The organism is Pseudenhygromyxa sp. WMMC2535 (assembly GCF_011083025.2).
In genome coordinates, this window is record NZ_JABJWV010000001.1 from 835,051 (window position 1) to 853,017 (window position 17,967).

Genomic DNA, 17,967 nt, shown 5'->3' on the forward strand with positions numbered 1-17,967 from the left:
GTCCCGAAGGACGCCGGCCTCTGCATCACGAGCGCGCGAACACGCTCAGCTTCGAATCACTCGCTCGCCGCAGCGACCTCGCGGTCGACGAGCTCGATGATCGCGACCTCGGCGTTGTCGCCGGGACGCTTCCCCAGGCGGATCACCCGGGTGTAGCCGCCAGGACGCTTGCGAACCCGCGGGACGATGTCCTCGAAGAGCTTGTGCAAGACCTCGCGGTCACGGATGACCTTGCCAGCCTGCGCCATGGCGTGGGCGTAGCGGGCCTGCTCCTCGGCGGAGCGCTCGGCCTTGGGCTTGTCGAGCAGATCCCCGAGGCGCACGCCGATGGAGATGGTCCGCTCGACCTTGCCGCGCAGCTCCTTGGCCTTGGGCATGGTGGTGGTGATCCGCTCGTGCTCGAGTAGCGAGGTCACCATGTTGCGGAACATGGCCTTGCGATGGCTCGAGTTGCGGTTGAACTTGCGGCCGGATTTTTGGTGGCGCATGTCCCCTACTCCTCACGGTGCGGGGGCGGTCCTTGCCACCCCTCGATCTTCATGCCGAGCGAAAGCCCCATCTGCCCGAGGATCTCTTTGATCTCCTTGAGAGACTTGCGCCCGAAGTTCTTGGTCTTGAGCATCTCGGCCTCGGTGCGCTGCACGAGGTCGCCGATGTAGTGAATGTTGGCGTTTTGGAGGCAGTTGGCCGAACGAACCGAAAGCTCGAGTTCGTCGACAGAGCGCCACAGGATGTCGTTGAGCTTGTCCTGCTCGCTCTGGCTGGGGGCCTCAGTCTCCTCGATCTCCTCGTGATTGATGAAGATCGACAGCTGCTCCTTGAGGATCTTGGCCGCGTAGGCGACCGCGTCGTCGGGACGGACGGAGCCGTCGGTCCAGACCTGGAGGATCAGCCGGTCATAGTCGGTCTGGTGACCAACGCGAGCGTTGGTGACCCGGTAGTTGACCTTGCGGATCGGCGAGAACAAGGAGTCGATGGGGATCACCCCGATGGGCATGCCATCGGTCTTGTTCTGGTCGGCCGTGGCGTAGCCGCGGCCCATGTCGCAGGTCATCTCCATGTGCAGGCGCCCGCCCTTGCTGAGCGTGGCGATGTGCTGGTTGGGGTCGAGCACGGTGACCCCGCTCGGCGCCTGGATGTCCGCGGCCGTCACCGGCCCCTCGCCGGTCTTGTCGATCAGCAAGGTGCGCGGTGTCGCGTCGGCCATGCTCAAGCGCAGGGCCTTGATGTTGAGGATGATGTCGGTGACGTCCTCGACGACCCCGGGGATCGAGGTGAACTCGTGGAGCGCCCCCTCGATGCGCACGGTCGTGATCGCGGCACCTTGAAGGCTCGAGAGCAGCACCCGGCGCAAGCTGTTGCCCAGGGTGATGCCGTAGCCGCGCTCGAGCGGCTCGCAGGCGAACTTGCCGTAGCTGTCGGTGAGGGACTCGCCCTCGACATCCAGCTTCTTGGGACGGATCAGGTCCCGCCAGTTGCGAGCGATGGTGTTGTAGTCCTGCTGCTGCTCTTGCATGCGGTCCTCCTGCTCACTTGCTGTAGAGCTCGACGATCAGCTGCTCGTCGATATCGGCGCTGATGTCGGCCCGCTGCGGAACGCTCTTGATCTTGCCCTTGAAGTTATCGCGGTCGATCTCGATCCAGTTGGGCAGCGGCGAGCGGTCCAGCTTGGCGAGCGCCTCGACGACCTTTTGGATCTTGCGGCTCTTCTCCCGAACCTCGATCTCGTCCTCGGGACGCACGAGGTAGCTGGGGATGTTGACCTTCTTGCCGTTGACCAAGAAGTGACCGTGGCGCACGAGCTGGCGGGCCTCGGCGTGGCTGGCAGCGAAGCCGCAGCGGACGGCGACGTTGTCGAGGCGACGCTCGAGCAGGGCGAGGAGGTTCTCGCCGGTGATGCCCTTCATGCGCGCGGCCTTGAAGTAGTAGCCGCGGAACTGCTTCTCGAGCAGCCCGTACATGCGCTTGACCTTCTGCTTCTCGCGCAGCTGGTGGCCGTAGTCGCTCGGACGCCGGCGCCGACCCTGGCCGTGCTGGCCCGGGGGGTACTGGCGGCGATCGTAGGCACACTTCTCGGAGAAGCAGCGATCACCCTTGAGGAAGAGTTTTTGATCTTCGCGCCGGCACAGCCGGCAGACCGGTCCAATATAACGCGCCATGGTTCAGACCCTCCTGCGCTTGGGCGGCCGACAGCCGTTGTGGGGGATGGGGGTGACGTCCTTGATCGAGGTGACCCGCATGCCGGCGGACTGAATCGCCCGCAGCGCCGACTCACGGCCGGCACCGGGGCCGGACACGCGGATCGACACGGTCTGCATGCCGTGGTCTTGAGCCGCGCGGGCAGCCTGATCGGCGGCCAGCTGCGCGGCGAAGGGCGTCGACTTGCGCGAGCCCCGGAAGCCCCGGACACCGGACGAGGCCCACGAGATCGTGTTGCCGTTGACGTCGGTGATCGTCACCAGGGTGTTGTTGAAGGTGGAGCGAATGTGAACGACCCCAGTGGGGACGTTCTTCCTGATCTTCTTGCGTCCGCGAGATTGAGCCATGACTCAGCGCCTCACTTCTTCTTCATCGCGACCTGGCCCCGCTTGGGACCCTTGCGGGTGCGCGCATTGGTGTGGGTCCGCTGGCCGCGGACAGGGAGGCTGCGACGGTGACGCAGGCCGCGATAGCAGCCGAGGTCCATCAGCCGCTTGATCTTGGTCTGCACCTCGCGGCGAAGGTCACCCTCGACCTTGTAGTCCGTCTCGATGACCCGGCGGATCGAGCTGAGCTGCTCGTCGTTGAGGTCGTCGGTGCGGATCGAGGGGCCGACGCCGGCCTTGTCGAGGATCTCGCGGGAGGTGGTGCGGCCGATGCCGTAAATGTAGGTAAGCGCGATCTCTACGCGCTTGTTGCGGGGGAGGTCGACTCCAGCAACGCGTGCCATGTCAGCCCTGCCTCTGCTTGTGTTTGGGGTTGTCGCAGATGACCCGCACGACGCCTCGTCGCTTGATCACCTTGCACTTGTCACAGATCTTCTTGACGCTTGCTCGAACTTTCATCTTCTCGCCTTCAGTCGTAGCCGTCAGCTGCGGGCGTACCCGAGGATGACGCCTCGACCCGGATCGAGGCTGGCCCGTCGGACCAGCACACGTTGCCCCGTCCGTAGTGACACCCCCAAGCGCTTGCACTCCTCCGAGGGACCAGCGACGAGCTGACCCTCGAGGGAATCGAGACGAAACAGTTGCTGGGGCAACTCAGCGACGACCGTCGCCTCGAAGGTGGGGGTGGGGTTCATGGATAAGCCAAAACCGGTCCACGAGTGGGACCGGGCGGTGGAGGATGCCACTGGGGTTGGGGGGTGTCCAGACTGGCCAGAGCCCCCGGGTTGAGCTTCTTCACAGGTCCCGGCGGGGCCTGCACACGCTCACAGCCGCGCGCCCGAACAGGCGCGCGGAGGCCGTCGGGTCAGCCCTTGCGGCCGCGGATGCGCGGACCCTTGGGTCCGGCGAAGCCCTCGTAGCTGCGCGTGACCAGGTGGCTCTCGATCTGCTGCGCGGTGTCGAGGGCGACGCCGACGACGATCAGCAGCGAGGTGCCGCCGTAGTAGAAGGGCACGTCGAAGCCCTTTTGCAGGAAGATCGGCAGCACGCAGACGCCGGAGATGTACCAGGCGCCGGCGAAGGTCAGCCGGGTCAGGATGAACTCGATGTGCTCGGCCGTCCGCTTACCGGGACGGATGCCCGGGATCGACGCGTTTTGCTTCTTCAGGTTGTCCGCGAGATCCACCGGGTTGAACTGGATCTGCGTGTAGAAGTAGCAAAAGAAGATACACAGGCCGACGTAGACCGTGAGGTAGAGCCAGTTGCCGTAGCCGAAGGCCGCCGCGAAGCGCTGGAGGGTCGGGTTCTCGCTCCAGGTGGCGATCTGCGTCGGGAACATGATGATCGACGACGCGAAGATCGGCGGGATCACGCCGGCGTTGTTGATGCGCAGCGGGAGGTAGTTCTGGCTGCCGCCGAACATCCGCCGGCCGACCACGCGCTTGGCGTAGATCACCGGGATTCGCCGCTGTCCGCGCTCCATGATCACCACGAAGGCGATCACCGCGAGCACCACCACGAGCAAGATCCCCAGGTTCATGGGGCCGAAGTTCTCGGGGTCGTCGACCGCCTTCTGCGCCAGCTGGTAGGTGGCCGCGGGCAGGTCGGCGATGATCCCGGCGAAGATGATCAGCGAGATCCCGTTGCCGATGCCGCGCTCGGTGATCTGCTCGCCGAGCCACATCAAGAAGCAGGTGCCGGCGGTCAACGCCAGCATCGTCATCAGCTTGAAGGGCATGCCCGGCTCGAGCACCAGCGCCTGGCCTGGCCTGGTCTCGTTGACCAGGAAATTGGCCATGATGTAGCCCTGGAACATCGCCAGGCCCACGGTCCCGTAGCGGCTGTACTGGTTGATCTTGCGCCGGCCGGTCTCGCCCTCCTTCTGGAGCTGCTCGAGCCGGGGCACGACCACCGTCATCAGCTGCATGATGATGCTGGCGCTGATGTAGGGCATGATCCCCAGGGCGAACACCGAGATGTTCGAGAGCGCCCCGCCGGAGAACATGTTGAAGTAGCCCAAAAAGCCGCCGGTCTGCTGTGAGACCAGCTTGTCCATCACCGTGCGGTCGACACCGGGGACGGCGACGAAGATCCCGAAGCGGTAGACGGCGAGCATCGCCAGCGTGAACAGCACGCGGCGACGGAGCTCGGGCAGCTTGAAGATGTTGATAATGACGCCCATGGGCTGAACTTGCTGGCGCGGGTCGGGCTCAGTTTGCCGGCTCGGCGGCGGAATCTGACGACGGCGCGGGCCCTATGTACACCGTCTAAAGAGCGCATGCAGCGCTCAAAATACATACGACCCCACGCCGAGAGACAGCGTGGGGTCGCAAGGGGCGAAGGCTGGTTCAGCCCTCGCTAGCCGGGGCTTCTTCGGCTTTGGCGCCGATCAGCTCGATGCTGCCGCCGGCGGCCTCGACCTTGGCGCGCGCGCTGGCGCTGATCCGGTGGACCTTGATGACCAGCTTCTTGGTGAGCTCGCCGGAGCCGAGCACCTTGATGATGGTGGCCTTCTTGGGGACGAAGCCGCGCTCGTGGAGCAGCTCCGGGGTCACCTCGGTGCCGGCCTCGAGCTGCTCGAGGCGGTCGAGGTTCACGCCGTGGACCTCCACGCGGTAGATGTTGGTGAACCCGCGCTTGGGCACCCGACGGTGGAGGGGGTTTTGACCACCCTCGAAGTGCAGGGGCACAGTGTTGCGGGCGCGCTGGCCCTTCATGCCGCGACCAGCGGTCTTGCCCGTGCCCGAGCCGGGACCGCGGCCGAGCCGCTTCTTGCGCTTGCGCGCGCCGGCGGGGGGCTTGAGCGTATGTAGTTCGGTACCCATCTTCTCGACTCCTTTGGGTCAGCGGCTCAGGCGCTGGCCGCGTCGTCAGCGGGCTCGACGGTGACGAGGTGCTGAACCTTGCGGATCATCCCGCGGATCGCGGGGGTGTCCTCGAGGACCACCGAGTGGTTGAGGCGGCGCAGGCCGAGACCACGCACGGTGGCCTTTTGCTTCTGCGAGCGATCGATCGCGCTGCGAACGAGGGTGACTTTGAGCTTGAGCGCCATCTCAGGCCTCCATCAGCTGGCTCACCGTCATTCCGCGACGACGGGCGACCTGCTCGGGGCTGCGAAGCGACTTGAGCGCGGTGACCGTGGCGTGGATGACGTTGAGCGGGTTGTTGCTCCCGATGCACTTGGTGAGCACGTCGTGGATGCCGGCGCACTCGACGACGGCACGGACGGCTCCACCAGCGATGACGCCGGTACCGGGAGCGGCAGGGATCAGCAGGACCTCACCGGCCCCAAAGCGACCGAGGACCCGGTGAGGGATCGTGGCGCCCTGAAGGGGGACCTTGAAGAGGTTCTTGCGCGCGATGTCGTTGGCCTTGCGGATCGCCTCGGGGACCTCCCGAGCCTTGCCGTAGCCGTAGCCAACCCAGCCGTTCTCGTTGCCGACGACGACCAGCGCCGAGAAGGCGAAGCGGCGGCCGCCCTTGACGACCTTGGCGACGCGGTTGATGTCGACCACGCGGTCGACGAGATCTCCGAGCGATTCGACGTCGATCATGAGTGCTTCCTAGAACTGCAGGCCGGCCTCGCGGGCGGCATCGGCGAGGGCGCTGACGCGCCCGTGGTAGAGGTATCCGTTGCGGTCGAAAACGACCTTCTCGATGCCCTTGTCGAGGCAAGCCTTGGCCACGGCGCGACCGACGATGCGGGCGCGGTCGACCTTGGACTCGCAGCTCTCGAGCTCGCCACCGAGCTCCTTGACGAGGTCGGAGACGGCGAGCAGCGCCTTGGAGGCGTCGTCGTCGATGACCTGGGCGTAGATGTGCTTGTTGCTGCGGTACACCGAAAGGCGCGGGCGCTCTGCGGTGCCGCTGACGCTCTTGCGGATGCTCTTCTTGCGCCGCAAGCGGGCTTGGGTCTTGTCCTTTTTAGCCATGTCTTCGTCTCGGATACCGCCGCCGAGTTGGTCGGCGGGTGCGAGTTACTTCTTACCGCGAGCCTTACCTTCCTTACGGATGATGTGCTCGCCAGCGTAGCGGACGCCCTTGCCCTTGTAGGGCTCCGGCGGACGGTAGCGACGGATGTCCGCCGCGACCGAGCCGAGCAAGGCCTTGTTGGCCGAGCTCAGGTGGAGCTTGCCTTCCTTGTCGACTTCAGCGTCGACCCCGTCGGGCAGCGGGTAAGAGACCGGGTGGGAGAAGCCCAAGGTCAGGTCGATGTTGCGCCCCTTGACGGCGGCACGATAGCCGACGCCGATGATCTCGAGGGTCTTCTTGAAGCCCTCCGAGCAGCCGACGACCATGTTGTTGGTCATCGCGCGAGCCATACCGTGCAGGGCACGGATCTTCTGCTCGTCGTTGGGGCGCTTGAAGGTGATGACCTCGCCCTCGAGCGCGAAGCTGATCGGCTCGGGGACATCGAAGCTGAGCTTGCCCTTGGGGCCCTCGACCGCGATGGTCTGACCTTCGGTCTTGACCTTGACCCCCTTGGGGATCGTGATGGGCGCGTTGCCGATGCGGGACATAGTCGAACTCTCCTTTTGGCAGCGCGGGACTACCAGACGCTACAGATCAGCTCGCCACCCACGCCGGCCTTGCGGGCGGCGCGATCGGTCATCATTCCCCGAGAGGTGCTGATGACCATGATGCCGAGGCCGTTGCGGACCTGCGGGATCTCTTTGCTCTGGGCGTAGCGGCGCTGGCCGGGCTTGCTCACGCGAGCGATGCCTTCGATGGCCGGCTGATCGCCCACCCAGCGCAGCTGGATGTCGAGCTTGCCTTGACGTTGGTCCTCGAACCACTCGAAACCGTCGATGTAGCCCTCCTGCTGGAGGATCTCGGCGATACGGCGCTTGGTCTTGGAGCCGGGGATGACGACGCTTCGATGGCCCGCCCGCAGAGCGTTGCGGATGCGGGTGAGCATGTCGGCGATGGGATCGGTCATGGACATGGTTGCACGCGCTCCTTACTTACGGAAGGGCATCCCCAGGTGCTTGAGCAGAGCTCGGGCTTCGTCGTCTTTGCGCGCCGAGGTGTGAATACAGACGTTCATGCCCGGCACCGCGTTGAGCTTCTCGATGTCGACCTCGGGGAAGATCAAGATCTCCTTGATCCCGAGGGTGTAGTTGCCGCGGCCGTCGAAGGCCTTGGGGCTGACGCCCCGGAAGTCACGGGTCCGCGGGAGGGCGACCAGCAGGAGCCGGTCGAGGAAGTCCCACATCTGGGCCCGGCGTAGGGTCACCATGGCCCCGATCTTCATGCCCTCACGGAGCTTGAAGCCGGCGATGGACTTCTTGGCGCGGGTCACGACCGGCCGCTGACCGGTGATGTTGCCCAGGACCTCGAAGGACTGCTCGAGCAGCTTGGGCTGCTTGATCGCCTCGCCGAGGCCGATGTTGAGCACGATCTTCTCGACGCGAGGGATCGTGTGGGGGTTCTTGTAGTTGAACGCTTCCTTGAGCGCGGGGACGCACTCGTCGATGTAGCGTTGGTAGGTCGGGGAGACGTAGCCCTCACGAGTGGGCTCGGCCTCACGGACCTGGGGGAACTTGAAGGCGTAGCCAGCCTCTTGCTTTTTCTTGGGGGTAGCGCCCCCTTGTGCCTTGGCCATGATGTGTCCCTCAGCTGTCGATCTGTTCGCCGGACTTGACGGCCACTCGGACCTTGCGGCCGCCCTCGAGGGTCTGGATTCGGACCCGAGTCGGCTCACCGCTTTGCGGGTCGGCGATCATGACGTTGGAGATGTGGATCGGAGCCTCGCGCTTCTCGAGGCCGCCACGCTGGTTTTGACGCGTCGGCTTGACGTGCTTGGTGATGACGTTGATGCCCTGGACAAGCACGCGCTCGGAAGAGGGCAACACGCGCAGGACGGTGCCCCGCTTGCCCTTGTTCTTGCCGGTGATGACGACGACCTCGTCGCCCTTGCGGATCTTCTGCATTACAGAACCTCCGGAGCGAGGCTGACGATTCGCAAGAAGCGCTTCCAACGCAGCTCACGAGCCACCGGCCCGAAAATGCGCGTGCCGATCGGGTTGCGATCGTTGCCGATCAGCACGGCGCTGTTGCTGTCGAAGCGGATCAGGCTGCCGTCGTGGCGACGCACACCCTTCTTGGTCCGCACGATCACGGCCTTCATCACCTGCCCCTTCTTGATCTTGGAGTTGGGCAGCGAGTCTCGGACCGAGACGACGATGACGTCACCGATGCTGGCGTAGCGTCGCTTGCTGCCGCCGAGCACCTTGATGCAGCGGAGCTTGCGGGCGCCGGAGTTGTCGGCGACATCCAGATAGGACTCGACCTGAATCATTTCAGCCCACGCCCCTTTCCAGGATGGCTTGGACGGCCCAGCGCTTGTCCTTGGAGCGCGGACGGGACTCGATGATCCGCACGGTGTCACCGGTGCGGGCCTCGTTGGCCTCGTCGTGCGCCTTGTAGCGGATGCGCTCTTGCACGTACTTCTTGTAGCGGGGGTGCTTGTAGCGCCGAGTGACCTGGACGACGACGGTCTTGTCCATCTTGTCCGAGACCACCTGCCCGAGCAGGGTTCGGCGCCGCGACTGGCTAGCGTTGTTGGCTTCGCTCATGACAGCTCTCAGCTACGCTCGAGGCCGAGCTTGCGCTCGGATTGGATGGTCTGGATCCGGGCGATATCCCTGCGGATGCGCCGGAAATCAGCGGTGTTGACGGCCTTGCTGGTGGCCTTGCCGATGCGCATCTTGACCAGCTGGTCGCGCAGCGACTTCTCGAGCTCGACCAGCTCAGCGTCGTCCTTGTCACGGAGTTCGGAGGGCTTCATCATCATCCTCCTCAGACCACGCGCTCGCGCTTCACGAAGCGGGTCTTGATGGGCAACTTGTGGTGAGCGAGCAGGAAGGCCTCACGAGCGAGGTCCTCTTCGATGCCCTCGATCTCGTAGAGCATCCGCCCGGGGCGGACGACGGCGACCCAGTACTCGGGGCCGCCCTTACCCTTACCCATGCGGGTTTCAGCGGGCTTCTTGGAGATCGGTTTGTCGGGAAACACCCGAATGAAGAGCTTACCGCCGCGCTTGACTCGGCGGTTGATGGCGATACGCGCGGCCTCGATTTGCCGGGCGGTGAGCCACCCGCACTCGAGGGCCTGGAGGCCGAAGTCCCCGTAGGAAACCTCGGTGCCGCCCTTGGCGGCGCCCCTCATGCGGCCCTTGTGGACCTTGCGGTACTTGACTCGGTTTGGCGAAAGCATGCCTGGCCTTCCTATCTAGCTAGTCGTTCAGCTGCGCTTGTTGACCGGGCGGGGGAAGCGGGGGTCGACGCCGCTCATCGGACCGTAGACCTCGCCCTTGAAGATCCAGCACTTGATGCCGATGCGTCCGGCGGGAGTGCGGGCCTCGTGGAAGCCGTAGTCGATGTCGGCGCGCAGCGTGTGCAGGGGGACGCGACCTTCGATGTACCACTCACGGCGGCCCATCTCGGCGCCGCCGAGGCGGCCAGCGGCGTTGACGCGGATGCCCTTGGCGCCGAACTTCATCGCGGTCTGAACCGCGCGCTTGAGGGCGCGACGGAAGGCGATGCGGCGCTCGAGCTGCTGGCCGATGTTCTCGGCGACCAGCTGGGCGTTGACCTCGGCCTTGCGGACCTCCTGGATGTTCAGGAAGACCTTGGAGTCGGTCATCTTCTGGACTTCGCGGCGGATCTTCTCGACCTCGGAGCCGCGCTTACCAATGATGATGCCGGGGCGCGCGGAGAAGATGTTGATCTTCACCTTGTTGGCGGCGCGCTCGATGGTGATCTCGGAGATGCTGGCGGCGATCAGCTTGCGCTTGAGGAAGCCGCGCAGCTCGAGGTCCTCGTGCAGCCACTGCTTGTAGCGACCCTCCTCGAACCAACGCGAGTTCCAGGTCTTGACGATTCCGAGGCGGAAGCCGATGGGATGAGTCTTCTGGCCCATTTTGACGGTCCTGATTAGGTGCGAGACTCAGGCCTCCGCGGACGGCGGCTGGACCTCGAGGGTGATGTGGCTGGTCTTCTTCTGGATGCGAGTGCCGCGGCCCTGGGCGCGGGGGCGCCAGCGCTTGAGCGTGGGACCCTGGTCGACGGTGACCCGGGTGATGATGAGGTCCTCGACCGCGCGCTCGCCCTGGTCCTCGGCGTTGGCGACGGCCGAAACGACGAGCTTGAAGAACTCACGGGCGCCAGACTTGTTCATGAAGCGCAGCGAGTTGATCGCGGTGCTCACGTCCTTGCCGCGGACCAGATCAGCGATGATCCGGGCCTTGCGCGGGGCGATGCGGAGGTTGCGAAGCCTTGCGACGGCCATGACTAGCGCTTGCCCTTCTTGTCGGCGGCGTGACCCTTGAAGGTGCGGGTCGGCGCGAACTCGCCGAACTTGTGACCGACCATGTTCTCGGTCACGTAGATGGGGATGAACTTGTTGCCGTTGTGGACCATCACGTTGGCACCGACGAACTCGGGCAGGATGGTCGAGCGACGGGACCAAGTCTTGATCGGCTTGCGACCGCCCTCGGTGATGGCCTGAGTGATCTTCTCGTAGAGGCTCTTATCGACGAAGGGCCCCTTCTTAATGGAACGCGGCATTTACTTCTTCCTCCGCGAGACGATGAACACGTCGGTGCGCTTGTTGTGCCGGGTCCGGTAACCCTTGGTGGGCTTGCCCCAGGGGGTGACCGGGTGACGACCGCCGGAGGTCCGGCCCTCGCCGCCGCCCATGGGGTGGTCGACCGGGTTCATGACCACGCCGCGGTTGTGCGGGCGACGACCGAGCCAGCGCGTGCGCCCGGCCTTACCGATGTGAACGTTGCCCTGCTCGCCGTTGCTGATGGTGCCGATGGTCGCGCGGCACTTGATGTGCACGCGGCGGACCTCGCCAGAGGGCAGGCGAATCTGGGTCCAGGCGCCCTCGCGGGCCATCAGCCGCGCGCCGGCGCCGGCGGTGCGGACGAGCTGGCCGCCGCGGCCGATCTTGATCTCCACGTTGTGGATGATCGTACCGACGGGGATGGCCGAGAGCGGCATGCTGTTGCCGGGCTTGATGTCGGCCTTGGCGGAGCTGATCACCGTGTCGCCGACCTGGAGGCCCTCGGGCGCGATGATGTAGCGCTTGTCGCCGTCAGCGAAGTGGATCAGCGCGATGTAGGCGGTGCGGTTGGGGTCGTACTCGACCGTGGCCACCTTGCCGGGCACGCCGTAGTTGTCGCGCTTGAAGTCGATCTTGCGGTAGAGCCGCTTGTGGCCGCCGCCGCGGAAGCGCGAGGTGATCCGCCCGTTGTTGTTGCGGCCCTGCTTGCGGTGCTTGCTACTGACCAGCTTCTTGAAGGGCCGGTCGGCGGTGACCTGCGCCTTGTCGGTCGCGGTCATCCCTCGGCGCCCGGGCGAGGTCGGCTTGTACTTCTTGATGCCCATTGGCTCAGTCCTCTCCGTACAGGTCGATGGCGTCACCGGAGTGAAGGGTGACCACGGCCTTCTTCCACTGGCGGGTCTTGCCGGTGAAGCGGCCGACGCGGCGCAGGTTGCCGCGCATGACCATGGTCCGGACCTTGTCGACGCGGACACCGAAGACCATCTCGACGGCCTTGCGGATCTCGATCTTGTTGGCCGCGCGATGGACCTCGAAGGTGTACTGGTTGTTGACCGCCTCGAGCTCGGTGCTCTTCTCGGTCAGGATCGGCCGGATGATGATCTCTTGCGGGATCACTGGGCACCTCCCTCGGTCTCCGCGGGCGTGCCGAGCAGGCGCGCCTCGACGGAGCGCAGCGAGCGCTCGGACATCAGCAGCTTGGGGAAGCGGAGGATGTCGTAGACGTTGAGCCCCTCGGGGGCGATGTGCTGGGCGCTGGTCAGGTTCCGCGAGCTGCGGACCAGCGAGGTGTTGCCCCGGTCGTCGACCAGCAGCGCCTTGGGGGCGTTGAGCTTGGTCAGCGCGGCCGCGAGGTTGCGGGTCTTGCCCTCGGGGATGTCGAGGTCGCGGATGACGACCAGGTTCCCGTCCCCGGCGCGGAGGCTGAGGGCCGAGCGCAGGGCGCCGGCGCGAGCCTTCTTGTTGACCGAGAACTCGTAGCTGCGCGGACGGGGTCCGTGGACCTGGCCACCGCCACGGAAGACGTTGACGCGGGAGGAGCCGTGGCGCGCGCGCCCGGTGCCCTTCTGCTTGAACATCTTGGCGTGGGTCCCGTGGACCTCACTGCGCTCCTTGGTCTTCGCCGTACCGGCGCGCCGCTTGGCGCGTTGCCAGCGGACGACCTCCCAGAGCAGGTGCTCCTTGACCTCGGCGGCGAAGACTTCGTCGGAGACTTCGATCTCCGCGACGCCGTTGCCCTCTAGGTCGATGACGTTGAGCTTAGCCATGACTTCCTCAGGTCTTGATCTCGACGTCGACGCCGGCGGAGAGGTCGAGCTTCATGAGCGCGTCCAGCGTCTGCTGGTTGGGCTCGATGATGTCCAGCAGCCGCTTGTGGGTGCGGATCTCGAACTGCTCGCGCGACTTCTTGTCGATGAAGGGTCCTCGCAGGACCGTGTACTTGTTGATCTTGGTCGGGAGGGGGACAGGGCCGACGACTTGGGCTCCCGCGCGGCGGGCGGTCTCGGAGATCTCCGTCGCCGACTGCTCGAGCAGCTTGTGGTCGTAGGCCTTCAGGGTGATTCGAAGCTTGCTGGCCACGGTCGATCTCCTGGTTCGTTCGGTCCGGGCTACTCGATGATCTCGGTGACGACGCCGGCGCCGACAGTACGTCCACCCTCGCGGATGGCGAACTTCGACCCCTTCTCGCACGCGATCGTCTTACCAAGCGTCACCGTGAAGCTCACGTTGTCGCCGGGCATCACCATCTCCGTGCCCTCGGCCAGCTCCACCGAGCCGGTCACGTCCGTCGTGCGGAAGTAGAACTGCGGCTTGTAACCCTTGAAGAAGGGCGTGTGACGACCACCCTCTTCCTTCTTCAGGATGTACACCTCAGCCTTGAAAGTCGTGTGCGGCGTGATCGACCCCGGCTTCGCAAGCACCTGACCGCGCTCCACGTCCTCACGCTTCACGCCGCGCAGCAGGCAGCCGACGTTGTCGCCAGCCTGGCCCTGGTCGAGCAGCTTGCGGAACATCTCCACGCCCGTGCACGTGGTCTTCTGGGTGTCGCGCAGACCGATGATCTCGATCTCCTCGCCGACCTTCACGATCCCGCGCTCGATGCGACCCGTCACCACCGTGCCGCGACCCGAGATCGTGAACACGTCCTCGATCGGCATCAGGAAGGGCTTGTCCAGGTCGCGCGTCGGCTCCGGGATCCACTCGTCGCAAGCCTTGATCAGCTCGAAGACGCACTTCGCGTCGTCGGCTTCCCAGCTGTCCGCCTGAAGGGCCTTCAGCGCCGAGCCACGAATGATCGGCGTGTCGTCGCCGGGGTACTCGTACTTGCTCAGCAGCTCCTGGACCTCGACCTCGACGAGCTCGAGCATCTCCTCGTCCTCCTCGTCGAGCTGGTCCACCTTGTTCAGGAAGACCACGATCGCCGGGATTCCGACCTGGCGGCCGAGCAGGATGTGCTCGCGCGTCTGAGGCATCGGGCCGTCGGGCGCCGACACGACCAGGATCGCGCCGTCCATCTGCGCCGCGCCCGTGATCATGTTCTTGATGTAGTCGGCGTGCCCGGGGCAGTCGACGTGCGCGTAGTGGCGGATCTCCGAGTTGTACTCGACGTGCGCCGTCGAGATCGTGATGCCGCGCTCGCGCTCCTCCGGCGCCTTGTCGATGTTCTCGAAGTCGACCTTCTCGGCCCAGCCACGCAGCCCCAACACCTTGGTGATGGCAGCCGTCAGCGTGGTCTTGCCGTGGTCCACGTGACCGATGGTCCCGATGTTCACGTGGGGCTTCTCGCGAACGAACTTCTCTTTGGACATGGGAAAATCTCTGCTTGGGGCGTAGGGTTGGAGCTCGGAAGCTTGGCGCAGCTAGTAGCCGCGGACCTTCTTGATGATTTGATCTTGGAGGTCGCTGGGGACCTCCGAGTAGGCGGCGAACTGCATTGAATGGCTCGCCCGCCCCTGGGTCACGGAGCGCAGCGACGTAGCATAGCCGACCATCTCTGCCAAGGGGACGTGGGCCTGAACGACCTGGGCGTTACCACGCGTCCCCATGCCCAAAACACGACCGCGACGCGTGTTCAGGTCGGAGTGCACGTTGCCGATGAATTCCTCGGGTCCGACGACCTCGACATCCATCACAGGCTCCAGCAAACGGGGTCCTGCGGCCAAAATGACCTTGTTGGTCCCCATGGTCGCGGCCGCCCGGAAGCTGGCCGCGTTGGAGTCGCCCTCGATGTAGGAGGCAGCGACCAAACGCACGGTGACGTCGACGACGGGGTAGCCGAGCAACGGCCCACGCGTCAGCGAGTCGGAGATCCCCTCCAGCGCGGCGGCGAGCAGCTCGCGCGGGAACTTGGCGTAGGCCTCGTCGTCCTCGGGGAGCGCGGAGACCACGCTGTTGCCGGCGCCGCGCTCCTGGGGCTCGATCTCCACGCTGACCTTCGCGTACTGGCGCTTTTGGCCAACTTCGCGGTCGTATTCGAACTCGATCGTCGTGGGCTTGGAGACGGTCTCGCGGTAGGCGACCTGGGGCTTGCCGACCCGGGCCTTCACGCGATAGTCGCGCTCGAGCTTGTTGACGATGACCTCGAGGTGGAGCTCGCCCTGCCCCGCCATCAGCGTCTGACCCGAGTCCTTGTCCTCGTAGACGGTGAAGCTGGGATCTTCTTTTTGGATCCGCTCGAGGGCCTGATCGAGATCTTTCTGATCCGCGGCGCTCTTGGCCTCGACGGAGCGGAAGATCACGGGGTCGGGGATCTGCATGCCCGGGAGCACCACGTGCTCCTTGTCCTTGGACAGGACCAGGGTGTCACCGGTGGTCGTGAAGCGCAGGCCGACGGCGGCGGCGATGTTGCCGGGGCCGACGGACTCGACCTCTTCGGTCTTCGAAGCCAGGACGAGGAGCAGCTTGTTGATGCGCTCCTTCTTGTCGCGGGCGACGTTGTAGATCTGGTCCTTGACGTGGACGGTGCCCGAGTAGACCCGGAAGAGCACCACGGGGCCGCGGTGCGAGTCCTGGACGAGCTTGAAGGCCAGGCCGAGCAGCGGTCCCTCGGGGTCCGGCGTCCGCTCGACGCGCTCGCCGGCGTGGCGGCCGTCGACGAGCTCGGCCTCGATCGGGGGGATGTCCAGGGGCGAGGGCAGGTAGTGGACGACGGCGTCGAGCAGCGGCTGCACACCGCGGTTCTTGAGCGCCGAGCCGCACAGCACCGGGAAGCCTTTGAGGCTCAAGGTGACGCGGCGCAGGCCGGCGCGGATGTCCTCGACCGAGAGGGCGTCGGCGCCCTCGCTCAGGAAGACCTCCATGAGCTGGTCGTCGACCTCGGCCAGGGCCTCGAGCATCGCCTCGCGGGCCTCGCGGGCCTCGTCGTAGGCGGCGTGGTCCTCGGCCAGGGGGGCGCGCGCGAAGGTCCGGCCCTTGTCCTTGTCGTCCTCGGCCTCGGGCCAGGTCACCAGCTCCATGGTCACCAGATCCACGATCGCCTCGAAGTCGCCCTCGAGCCCGATGGGCATGGTGATCAGGATCGGGTGCGCGGCGAGGCGCTCGCGCATCATCTCGATGGTCCGCGAGACGGTGGCCCCGACGCGGTCGAGCTTGTTGATGAAGCAGATCCGCGGAACGCTGTAGCGCTCGGCCTGACGCCAGACCGTCTCGGACTGGGCCTCGACGCCAGCGACGGCGTCGAACACGGCGATCGCCCCGTCGAGCACTCGCAGCGAACGCTCGACCTCGACGGTGAAGTCGACGTGTCCGGGGGTGTCGATCAGGTTGATGCGGTGAGCGCCGTCCTCGGGGCCGTGGGCCTCGGGGTCACCCGGCTTCCAAAAGCAGGTGGTGGCGACCGAGTAGATCGTGATCCCGCGGCGCTGCTCCTCCTCGTCGAAGTCGGTGTGCGCCGCACCGTCGTGAACCTCGCCGATGTAGTGCGAGCTGCCGGTGTAGAACAGGACCCGCTCGGTGGTCGTGGTCTTGCCGGCGTCGATGTGCGCCATGATCCCGATGTTGCGGATCATGTCGATCCGCTGCTCGGGGGCTTTGGCTTTGGCGCTCATCGGGGAGGTTCGGGGAGGGGTGGGGTCTGCGATCTAGGCAGGAAACTGAGCTAGGGCCGCGGGGGCCGTCATCCGTCTCCAAGGGGGAGGGGGTGTGACAGGGCCCGGGCCCGGTGTGGCTGATCCCGCGCACGGTCCGTGCGCGGGAAGCATCGCCATCGAAGTCTTTGGCGGTGGGAGCTTAGATCGCTTTGCTCACCAGCGGTAGTGGGCAAAGGCCTTGTTCGCCTCGGCCATCTTGTGAACGTCCTCGCGCTTCTTGACCGCGAGACCGCGGTTTTGCGCGGCGTCGAGCATCTCGTTGGCGAGGCGCTCGCGCATGGTCTTCTCGGGACGGTTGCGGGCGAAGTTCACCAGCCAGCGGAACGCCAGAGCCTGGCTGCGCTCGGGGCGGACTTCGACGGGGACCTGGTAGTTCGAGCCGCCGACGCGGCGGGCGCGAACCTCGAGGCGCGGCCGGACGTTGGCCACGGCCTTCTCAAACACCTTGACGGGATCGTCCTTGGTCTTCTCCGAGATGATCTCGAAGGCAGAGAAGACGATCTTCTCGGCGAGCGACTTCTTGCCGTCGAGCATCACGACGTTGATGAACTTCGCAATCTCGAAGTTCACGTCGGCCGGATGGTCGGTGTAGCGGATCTCGTAGCTGATCCGCTTGCGCTGCTTGGCCTTAATTCCCTTGCGCGACATCTGCTTCTCCTAGCGGATCACTTGGGACGCTTGGTCCCGTACTTGGAACGCCGCTGACGACGGCCGTCGACGCCGATGGTGTCGAGGGTGCCACGCACGATGTGGTAGCGAACGCCAGGGAGGTCCTTCACACGACCGCCGCGGACGAGCACGATGCTGTGGTCCTGGAGGTTGTGGCCCTCACCCGGGATGTAGCTCGTGACCTCGATGTTGTTGGTCAGGCGGACGCGGGCGACCTTGCGAAGCGCCGAGTTGGGCTTCTTGGGCGTCGAGGTGTACACGCGAACACAGACGCCACGCTTTTGGGGGCAGCCCTTGAGCGCGGGCGCGGTCTCCTTCTTGGGCTGGCGCGTGCGTCCCTTGCGGACGAGCTGCTGAATCGTGGGCATGAGGATCTCTTCGAAGTTCCGGGAGGCGTAGTTTGGACGCCAACGAGTCACCGCCTGCGGGGGGTCCCGCGGCGATGGGAGGCGGAGTATAGAGAAGTTGGGTTGCTGATCAAGTGGATCGGGCAGGCTGAAGAGCGGGGAGATGGGGGGATTCGCACAATTTTTAGCTCCCAGAGATCTCCGCGC

The 17,967-nt window shown here is 65.4% G+C and carries 29 protein-coding genes and 1 pseudogene; all 30 read right to left on the reverse strand.

Translation table 11 applies throughout. From position 1 onward, the window contains the following. Positions 1-74 precede the first annotated feature (74 nt). Positions 75-488, reverse strand: a pseudogene (gene rplQ / locus G6O69_RS03060) (50S ribosomal protein L17); the annotation flags it as partial. A gap of 5 nt (positions 489-493) precedes the next feature. Next, on the reverse strand, positions 494-1,516 hold the full coding sequence (locus tag G6O69_RS03065; protein ID WP_172302030.1) for a DNA-directed RNA polymerase subunit alpha: 1,023 nt from the start codon (positions 1,514-1,516) through the stop codon (positions 494-496). Positions 1,517-1,529: 13 nt separating this feature from the next. Continuing rightward, positions 1,530-2,159, reverse strand: coding sequence for a 30S ribosomal protein S4 (rpsD, locus tag G6O69_RS03070; RefSeq protein WP_172302031.1), 630 nt, complete (start codon positions 2,157-2,159; stop codon positions 1,530-1,532). Between the two features lie 3 nt (positions 2,160-2,162). Further along, complete coding sequence (gene rpsK / locus G6O69_RS03075; protein ID WP_172302032.1) at positions 2,163-2,546, reverse strand: 30S ribosomal protein S11; 384 nt, start codon at positions 2,544-2,546, stop codon at positions 2,163-2,165. A gap of 11 nt (positions 2,547-2,557) precedes the next feature. Next, positions 2,558-2,929 (reverse strand): 30S ribosomal protein S13, encoded by a 372-nt coding sequence (rpsM, locus tag G6O69_RS03080; RefSeq protein WP_172302033.1) that lies wholly within the window; start codon positions 2,927-2,929, stop codon positions 2,558-2,560. Between the two features lies 1 nt (position 2,930). Further along, on the reverse strand, positions 2,931-3,044 hold the full coding sequence (rpmJ, locus tag G6O69_RS03085; RefSeq protein ID WP_172302034.1) for a 50S ribosomal protein L36: 114 nt from the start codon (positions 3,042-3,044) through the stop codon (positions 2,931-2,933). A 406-nt stretch (positions 3,045-3,450) separates the two neighbouring features. Beyond that, complete coding sequence (gene secY / locus G6O69_RS03090; RefSeq protein WP_172302035.1) at positions 3,451-4,767, reverse strand: preprotein translocase subunit SecY; 1,317 nt, start codon at positions 4,765-4,767, stop codon at positions 3,451-3,453. A 166-nt stretch (positions 4,768-4,933) separates the two neighbouring features. Continuing rightward, positions 4,934-5,410 (reverse strand): 50S ribosomal protein L15, encoded by a 477-nt coding sequence (rplO, locus tag G6O69_RS03095; RefSeq protein WP_172302036.1) that lies wholly within the window; start codon positions 5,408-5,410, stop codon positions 4,934-4,936. 26 nt (positions 5,411-5,436) lie between these two features. Next, positions 5,437-5,637 carry a 50S ribosomal protein L30 gene (gene rpmD, locus G6O69_RS03100; protein WP_172302037.1) on the reverse strand — a complete coding sequence of 67 codons (201 nt, stop codon included), beginning with the start codon at positions 5,635-5,637 and terminating at the stop codon, positions 5,437-5,439. A gap of 1 nt (position 5,638) precedes the next feature. Continuing rightward, positions 5,639-6,139, reverse strand: coding sequence for a 30S ribosomal protein S5 (rpsE, locus tag G6O69_RS03105; RefSeq protein WP_172302038.1), 501 nt, complete (start codon positions 6,137-6,139; stop codon positions 5,639-5,641). Positions 6,140-6,148: 9 nt separating this feature from the next. Further along, the gene (gene rplR, locus G6O69_RS03110) at positions 6,149-6,517 is read right to left on the reverse strand and encodes a 50S ribosomal protein L18 (RefSeq protein ID WP_172302039.1); all 369 of its coding nucleotides are present in this window, start codon (positions 6,515-6,517) and stop codon (positions 6,149-6,151) included. Positions 6,518-6,562: 45 nt separating this feature from the next. Next, positions 6,563-7,105, reverse strand: coding sequence for a 50S ribosomal protein L6 (gene rplF / locus G6O69_RS03115; RefSeq protein WP_172302040.1), 543 nt, complete (start codon positions 7,103-7,105; stop codon positions 6,563-6,565). A 29-nt stretch (positions 7,106-7,134) separates the two neighbouring features. Then, the gene (rpsH, locus tag G6O69_RS03120) at positions 7,135-7,530 is read right to left on the reverse strand and encodes a 30S ribosomal protein S8 (protein ID WP_172302041.1); all 396 of its coding nucleotides are present in this window, start codon (positions 7,528-7,530) and stop codon (positions 7,135-7,137) included. Positions 7,531-7,545: 15 nt separating this feature from the next. Continuing rightward, complete coding sequence (rplE, locus tag G6O69_RS03125; RefSeq protein WP_172302042.1) at positions 7,546-8,190, reverse strand: 50S ribosomal protein L5; 645 nt, start codon at positions 8,188-8,190, stop codon at positions 7,546-7,548. Between the two features lie 10 nt (positions 8,191-8,200). Next, a complete protein-coding gene (gene rplX / locus G6O69_RS03130; RefSeq protein ID WP_172302043.1) occupies positions 8,201-8,518 on the reverse strand; it encodes a 50S ribosomal protein L24 in 318 nt (105 codons plus the stop codon). After that, positions 8,518-8,886, reverse strand: coding sequence for a 50S ribosomal protein L14 (gene rplN, locus G6O69_RS03135; protein WP_172302044.1), 369 nt, complete (start codon positions 8,884-8,886; stop codon positions 8,518-8,520). Before rplN ends, rplX begins: the two co-directional genes overlap by 1 nt. 1 nt (position 8,887) lies before the next feature. Next, complete coding sequence (rpsQ, locus tag G6O69_RS03140; protein WP_172302045.1) at positions 8,888-9,163, reverse strand: 30S ribosomal protein S17; 276 nt, start codon at positions 9,161-9,163, stop codon at positions 8,888-8,890. An 8-nt stretch (positions 9,164-9,171) separates the two neighbouring features. Further along, on the reverse strand, positions 9,172-9,375 hold the full coding sequence (gene rpmC / locus G6O69_RS03145) for a 50S ribosomal protein L29 (protein WP_172302046.1): 204 nt from the start codon (positions 9,373-9,375) through the stop codon (positions 9,172-9,174). Between the two features lie 11 nt (positions 9,376-9,386). Continuing rightward, positions 9,387-9,803: a 50S ribosomal protein L16 gene (gene rplP, locus G6O69_RS03150; RefSeq protein ID WP_172302047.1), complete on the reverse strand. Its 417-nt coding sequence runs from the start codon at positions 9,801-9,803 to the stop codon at positions 9,387-9,389. A gap of 27 nt (positions 9,804-9,830) precedes the next feature. Beyond that, on the reverse strand, positions 9,831-10,508 hold the full coding sequence (gene rpsC / locus G6O69_RS03155) for a 30S ribosomal protein S3 (RefSeq protein WP_172302048.1): 678 nt from the start codon (positions 10,506-10,508) through the stop codon (positions 9,831-9,833). A 27-nt stretch (positions 10,509-10,535) separates the two neighbouring features. Further along, the gene (gene rplV / locus G6O69_RS03160) at positions 10,536-10,877 is read right to left on the reverse strand and encodes a 50S ribosomal protein L22 (RefSeq protein ID WP_172302049.1); all 342 of its coding nucleotides are present in this window, start codon (positions 10,875-10,877) and stop codon (positions 10,536-10,538) included. Between the two features lie 2 nt (positions 10,878-10,879). Beyond that, positions 10,880-11,155, reverse strand: a complete 276-nt coding sequence (gene rpsS, locus G6O69_RS03165) for a 30S ribosomal protein S19 (protein ID WP_172302050.1) — start codon at positions 11,153-11,155, stop codon at positions 10,880-10,882. Then, a complete protein-coding gene (gene rplB / locus G6O69_RS03170; protein WP_172302051.1) occupies positions 11,156-11,980 on the reverse strand; it encodes a 50S ribosomal protein L2 in 825 nt (274 codons plus the stop codon). 4 nt (positions 11,981-11,984) lie between these two features. Continuing rightward, complete coding sequence (rplW, locus tag G6O69_RS03175) at positions 11,985-12,272, reverse strand: 50S ribosomal protein L23 (RefSeq protein ID WP_172302052.1); 288 nt, start codon at positions 12,270-12,272, stop codon at positions 11,985-11,987. Then, positions 12,269-12,922 carry a 50S ribosomal protein L4 gene (rplD, locus tag G6O69_RS03180; RefSeq protein WP_172302053.1) on the reverse strand — a complete coding sequence of 218 codons (654 nt, stop codon included), beginning with the start codon at positions 12,920-12,922 and terminating at the stop codon, positions 12,269-12,271. The genes rplW and rplD overlap by 4 nt, the downstream gene beginning before the upstream one ends. A gap of 7 nt (positions 12,923-12,929) precedes the next feature. Next, entirely contained in the window at positions 12,930-13,235 is a 306-nt protein-coding gene (rpsJ, locus tag G6O69_RS03185) for a 30S ribosomal protein S10 (protein ID WP_172302054.1), read from the reverse strand. 29 nt (positions 13,236-13,264) lie between these two features. Next, positions 13,265-14,464 carry an elongation factor Tu gene (tuf, locus tag G6O69_RS03190; RefSeq protein ID WP_172302055.1) on the reverse strand — a complete coding sequence of 400 codons (1,200 nt, stop codon included), beginning with the start codon at positions 14,462-14,464 and terminating at the stop codon, positions 13,265-13,267. A gap of 51 nt (positions 14,465-14,515) precedes the next feature. Next, entirely contained in the window at positions 14,516-16,702 is a 2,187-nt protein-coding gene (gene fusA, locus G6O69_RS03195) for an elongation factor G (RefSeq protein WP_172302056.1), read from the reverse strand. Positions 16,703-16,897: 195 nt separating this feature from the next. Then, positions 16,898-17,392 (reverse strand): 30S ribosomal protein S7, encoded by a 495-nt coding sequence (gene rpsG / locus G6O69_RS03200; protein ID WP_172302057.1) that lies wholly within the window; start codon positions 17,390-17,392, stop codon positions 16,898-16,900. A 17-nt stretch (positions 17,393-17,409) separates the two neighbouring features. Beyond that, the gene (gene rpsL / locus G6O69_RS03205) at positions 17,410-17,781 is read right to left on the reverse strand and encodes a 30S ribosomal protein S12 (protein WP_172302058.1); all 372 of its coding nucleotides are present in this window, start codon (positions 17,779-17,781) and stop codon (positions 17,410-17,412) included. Positions 17,782-17,967: the final 186 nt, after the last annotated feature.

What these genes read in the sequence shown, in the direction of transcription:
- G6O69_RS03065 (WP_172302030.1), bottom strand. Translation starts at nt 1,516, where the DNA reads ATGCAAGAGCAGCAGCAGGACTACAACACCATCGCTCGCAACTGGCGG.
- rpsD (WP_172302031.1), bottom strand. Translation starts at nt 2,159, where the DNA reads ATGGCGCGTTATATTGGACCGGTCTGCCGGCTGTGCCGGCGCGAAGAT.
- rpsK (WP_172302032.1), bottom strand. Translation starts at nt 2,546, where the DNA reads ATGGCTCAATCTCGCGGACGCAAGAAGATCAGGAAGAACGTCCCCACT.
- rpsM (WP_172302033.1), bottom strand. Translation starts at nt 2,929, where the DNA reads ATGGCACGCGTTGCTGGAGTCGACCTCCCCCGCAACAAGCGCGTAGAG.
- rpmJ (WP_172302034.1), bottom strand. Translation starts at nt 3,044, where the DNA reads ATGAAAGTTCGAGCAAGCGTCAAGAAGATCTGTGACAAGTGCAAGGTG.
- secY (WP_172302035.1), bottom strand. Translation starts at nt 4,767, where the DNA reads ATGGGCGTCATTATCAACATCTTCAAGCTGCCCGAGCTCCGTCGCCGC.
- rplO (WP_172302036.1), bottom strand. Translation starts at nt 5,410, where the DNA reads ATGGGTACCGAACTACATACGCTCAAGCCCCCCGCCGGCGCGCGCAAG.
- rpmD (WP_172302037.1), bottom strand. Translation starts at nt 5,637, where the DNA reads ATGGCGCTCAAGCTCAAAGTCACCCTCGTTCGCAGCGCGATCGATCGC.
- rpsE (WP_172302038.1), bottom strand. Translation starts at nt 6,139, where the DNA reads ATGATCGACGTCGAATCGCTCGGAGATCTCGTCGACCGCGTGGTCGAC.
- rplR (WP_172302039.1), bottom strand. Translation starts at nt 6,517, where the DNA reads ATGGCTAAAAAGGACAAGACCCAAGCCCGCTTGCGGCGCAAGAAGAGC.
- rplF (WP_172302040.1), bottom strand. Translation starts at nt 7,105, where the DNA reads ATGTCCCGCATCGGCAACGCGCCCATCACGATCCCCAAGGGGGTCAAG.
- rpsH (WP_172302041.1), bottom strand. Translation starts at nt 7,530, where the DNA reads ATGTCCATGACCGATCCCATCGCCGACATGCTCACCCGCATCCGCAAC.
- rplE (WP_172302042.1), bottom strand. Translation starts at nt 8,190, where the DNA reads ATGGCCAAGGCACAAGGGGGCGCTACCCCCAAGAAAAAGCAAGAGGCT.
- rplX (WP_172302043.1), bottom strand. Translation starts at nt 8,518, where the DNA reads ATGCAGAAGATCCGCAAGGGCGACGAGGTCGTCGTCATCACCGGCAAG.
- rplN (WP_172302044.1), bottom strand. Translation starts at nt 8,886, where the DNA reads ATGATTCAGGTCGAGTCCTATCTGGATGTCGCCGACAACTCCGGCGCC.
- rpsQ (WP_172302045.1), bottom strand. Translation starts at nt 9,163, where the DNA reads ATGAGCGAAGCCAACAACGCTAGCCAGTCGCGGCGCCGAACCCTGCTC.
- rpmC (WP_172302046.1), bottom strand. Translation starts at nt 9,375, where the DNA reads ATGAAGCCCTCCGAACTCCGTGACAAGGACGACGCTGAGCTGGTCGAG.
- rplP (WP_172302047.1), bottom strand. Translation starts at nt 9,803, where the DNA reads ATGCTTTCGCCAAACCGAGTCAAGTACCGCAAGGTCCACAAGGGCCGC.
- rpsC (WP_172302048.1), bottom strand. Translation starts at nt 10,508, where the DNA reads ATGGGCCAGAAGACTCATCCCATCGGCTTCCGCCTCGGAATCGTCAAG.
- rplV (WP_172302049.1), bottom strand. Translation starts at nt 10,877, where the DNA reads ATGGCCGTCGCAAGGCTTCGCAACCTCCGCATCGCCCCGCGCAAGGCC.
- rpsS (WP_172302050.1), bottom strand. Translation starts at nt 11,155, where the DNA reads ATGCCGCGTTCCATTAAGAAGGGGCCCTTCGTCGATAAGAGCCTCTAC.
- rplB (WP_172302051.1), bottom strand. Translation starts at nt 11,980, where the DNA reads ATGGGCATCAAGAAGTACAAGCCGACCTCGCCCGGGCGCCGAGGGATG.
- rplD (WP_172302053.1), bottom strand. Translation starts at nt 12,922, where the DNA reads ATGGCTAAGCTCAACGTCATCGACCTAGAGGGCAACGGCGTCGCGGAG.
- tuf (WP_172302055.1), bottom strand. Translation starts at nt 14,464, where the DNA reads ATGTCCAAAGAGAAGTTCGTTCGCGAGAAGCCCCACGTGAACATCGGG.
- fusA (WP_172302056.1), bottom strand. Translation starts at nt 16,702, where the DNA reads ATGAGCGCCAAAGCCAAAGCCCCCGAGCAGCGGATCGACATGATCCGC.
- rpsG (WP_172302057.1), bottom strand. Translation starts at nt 17,392, where the DNA reads ATGTCGCGCAAGGGAATTAAGGCCAAGCAGCGCAAGCGGATCAGCTAC.
- rpsL (WP_172302058.1), bottom strand. Translation starts at nt 17,781, where the DNA reads ATGCCCACGATTCAGCAGCTCGTCCGCAAGGGACGCACGCGCCAGCCC.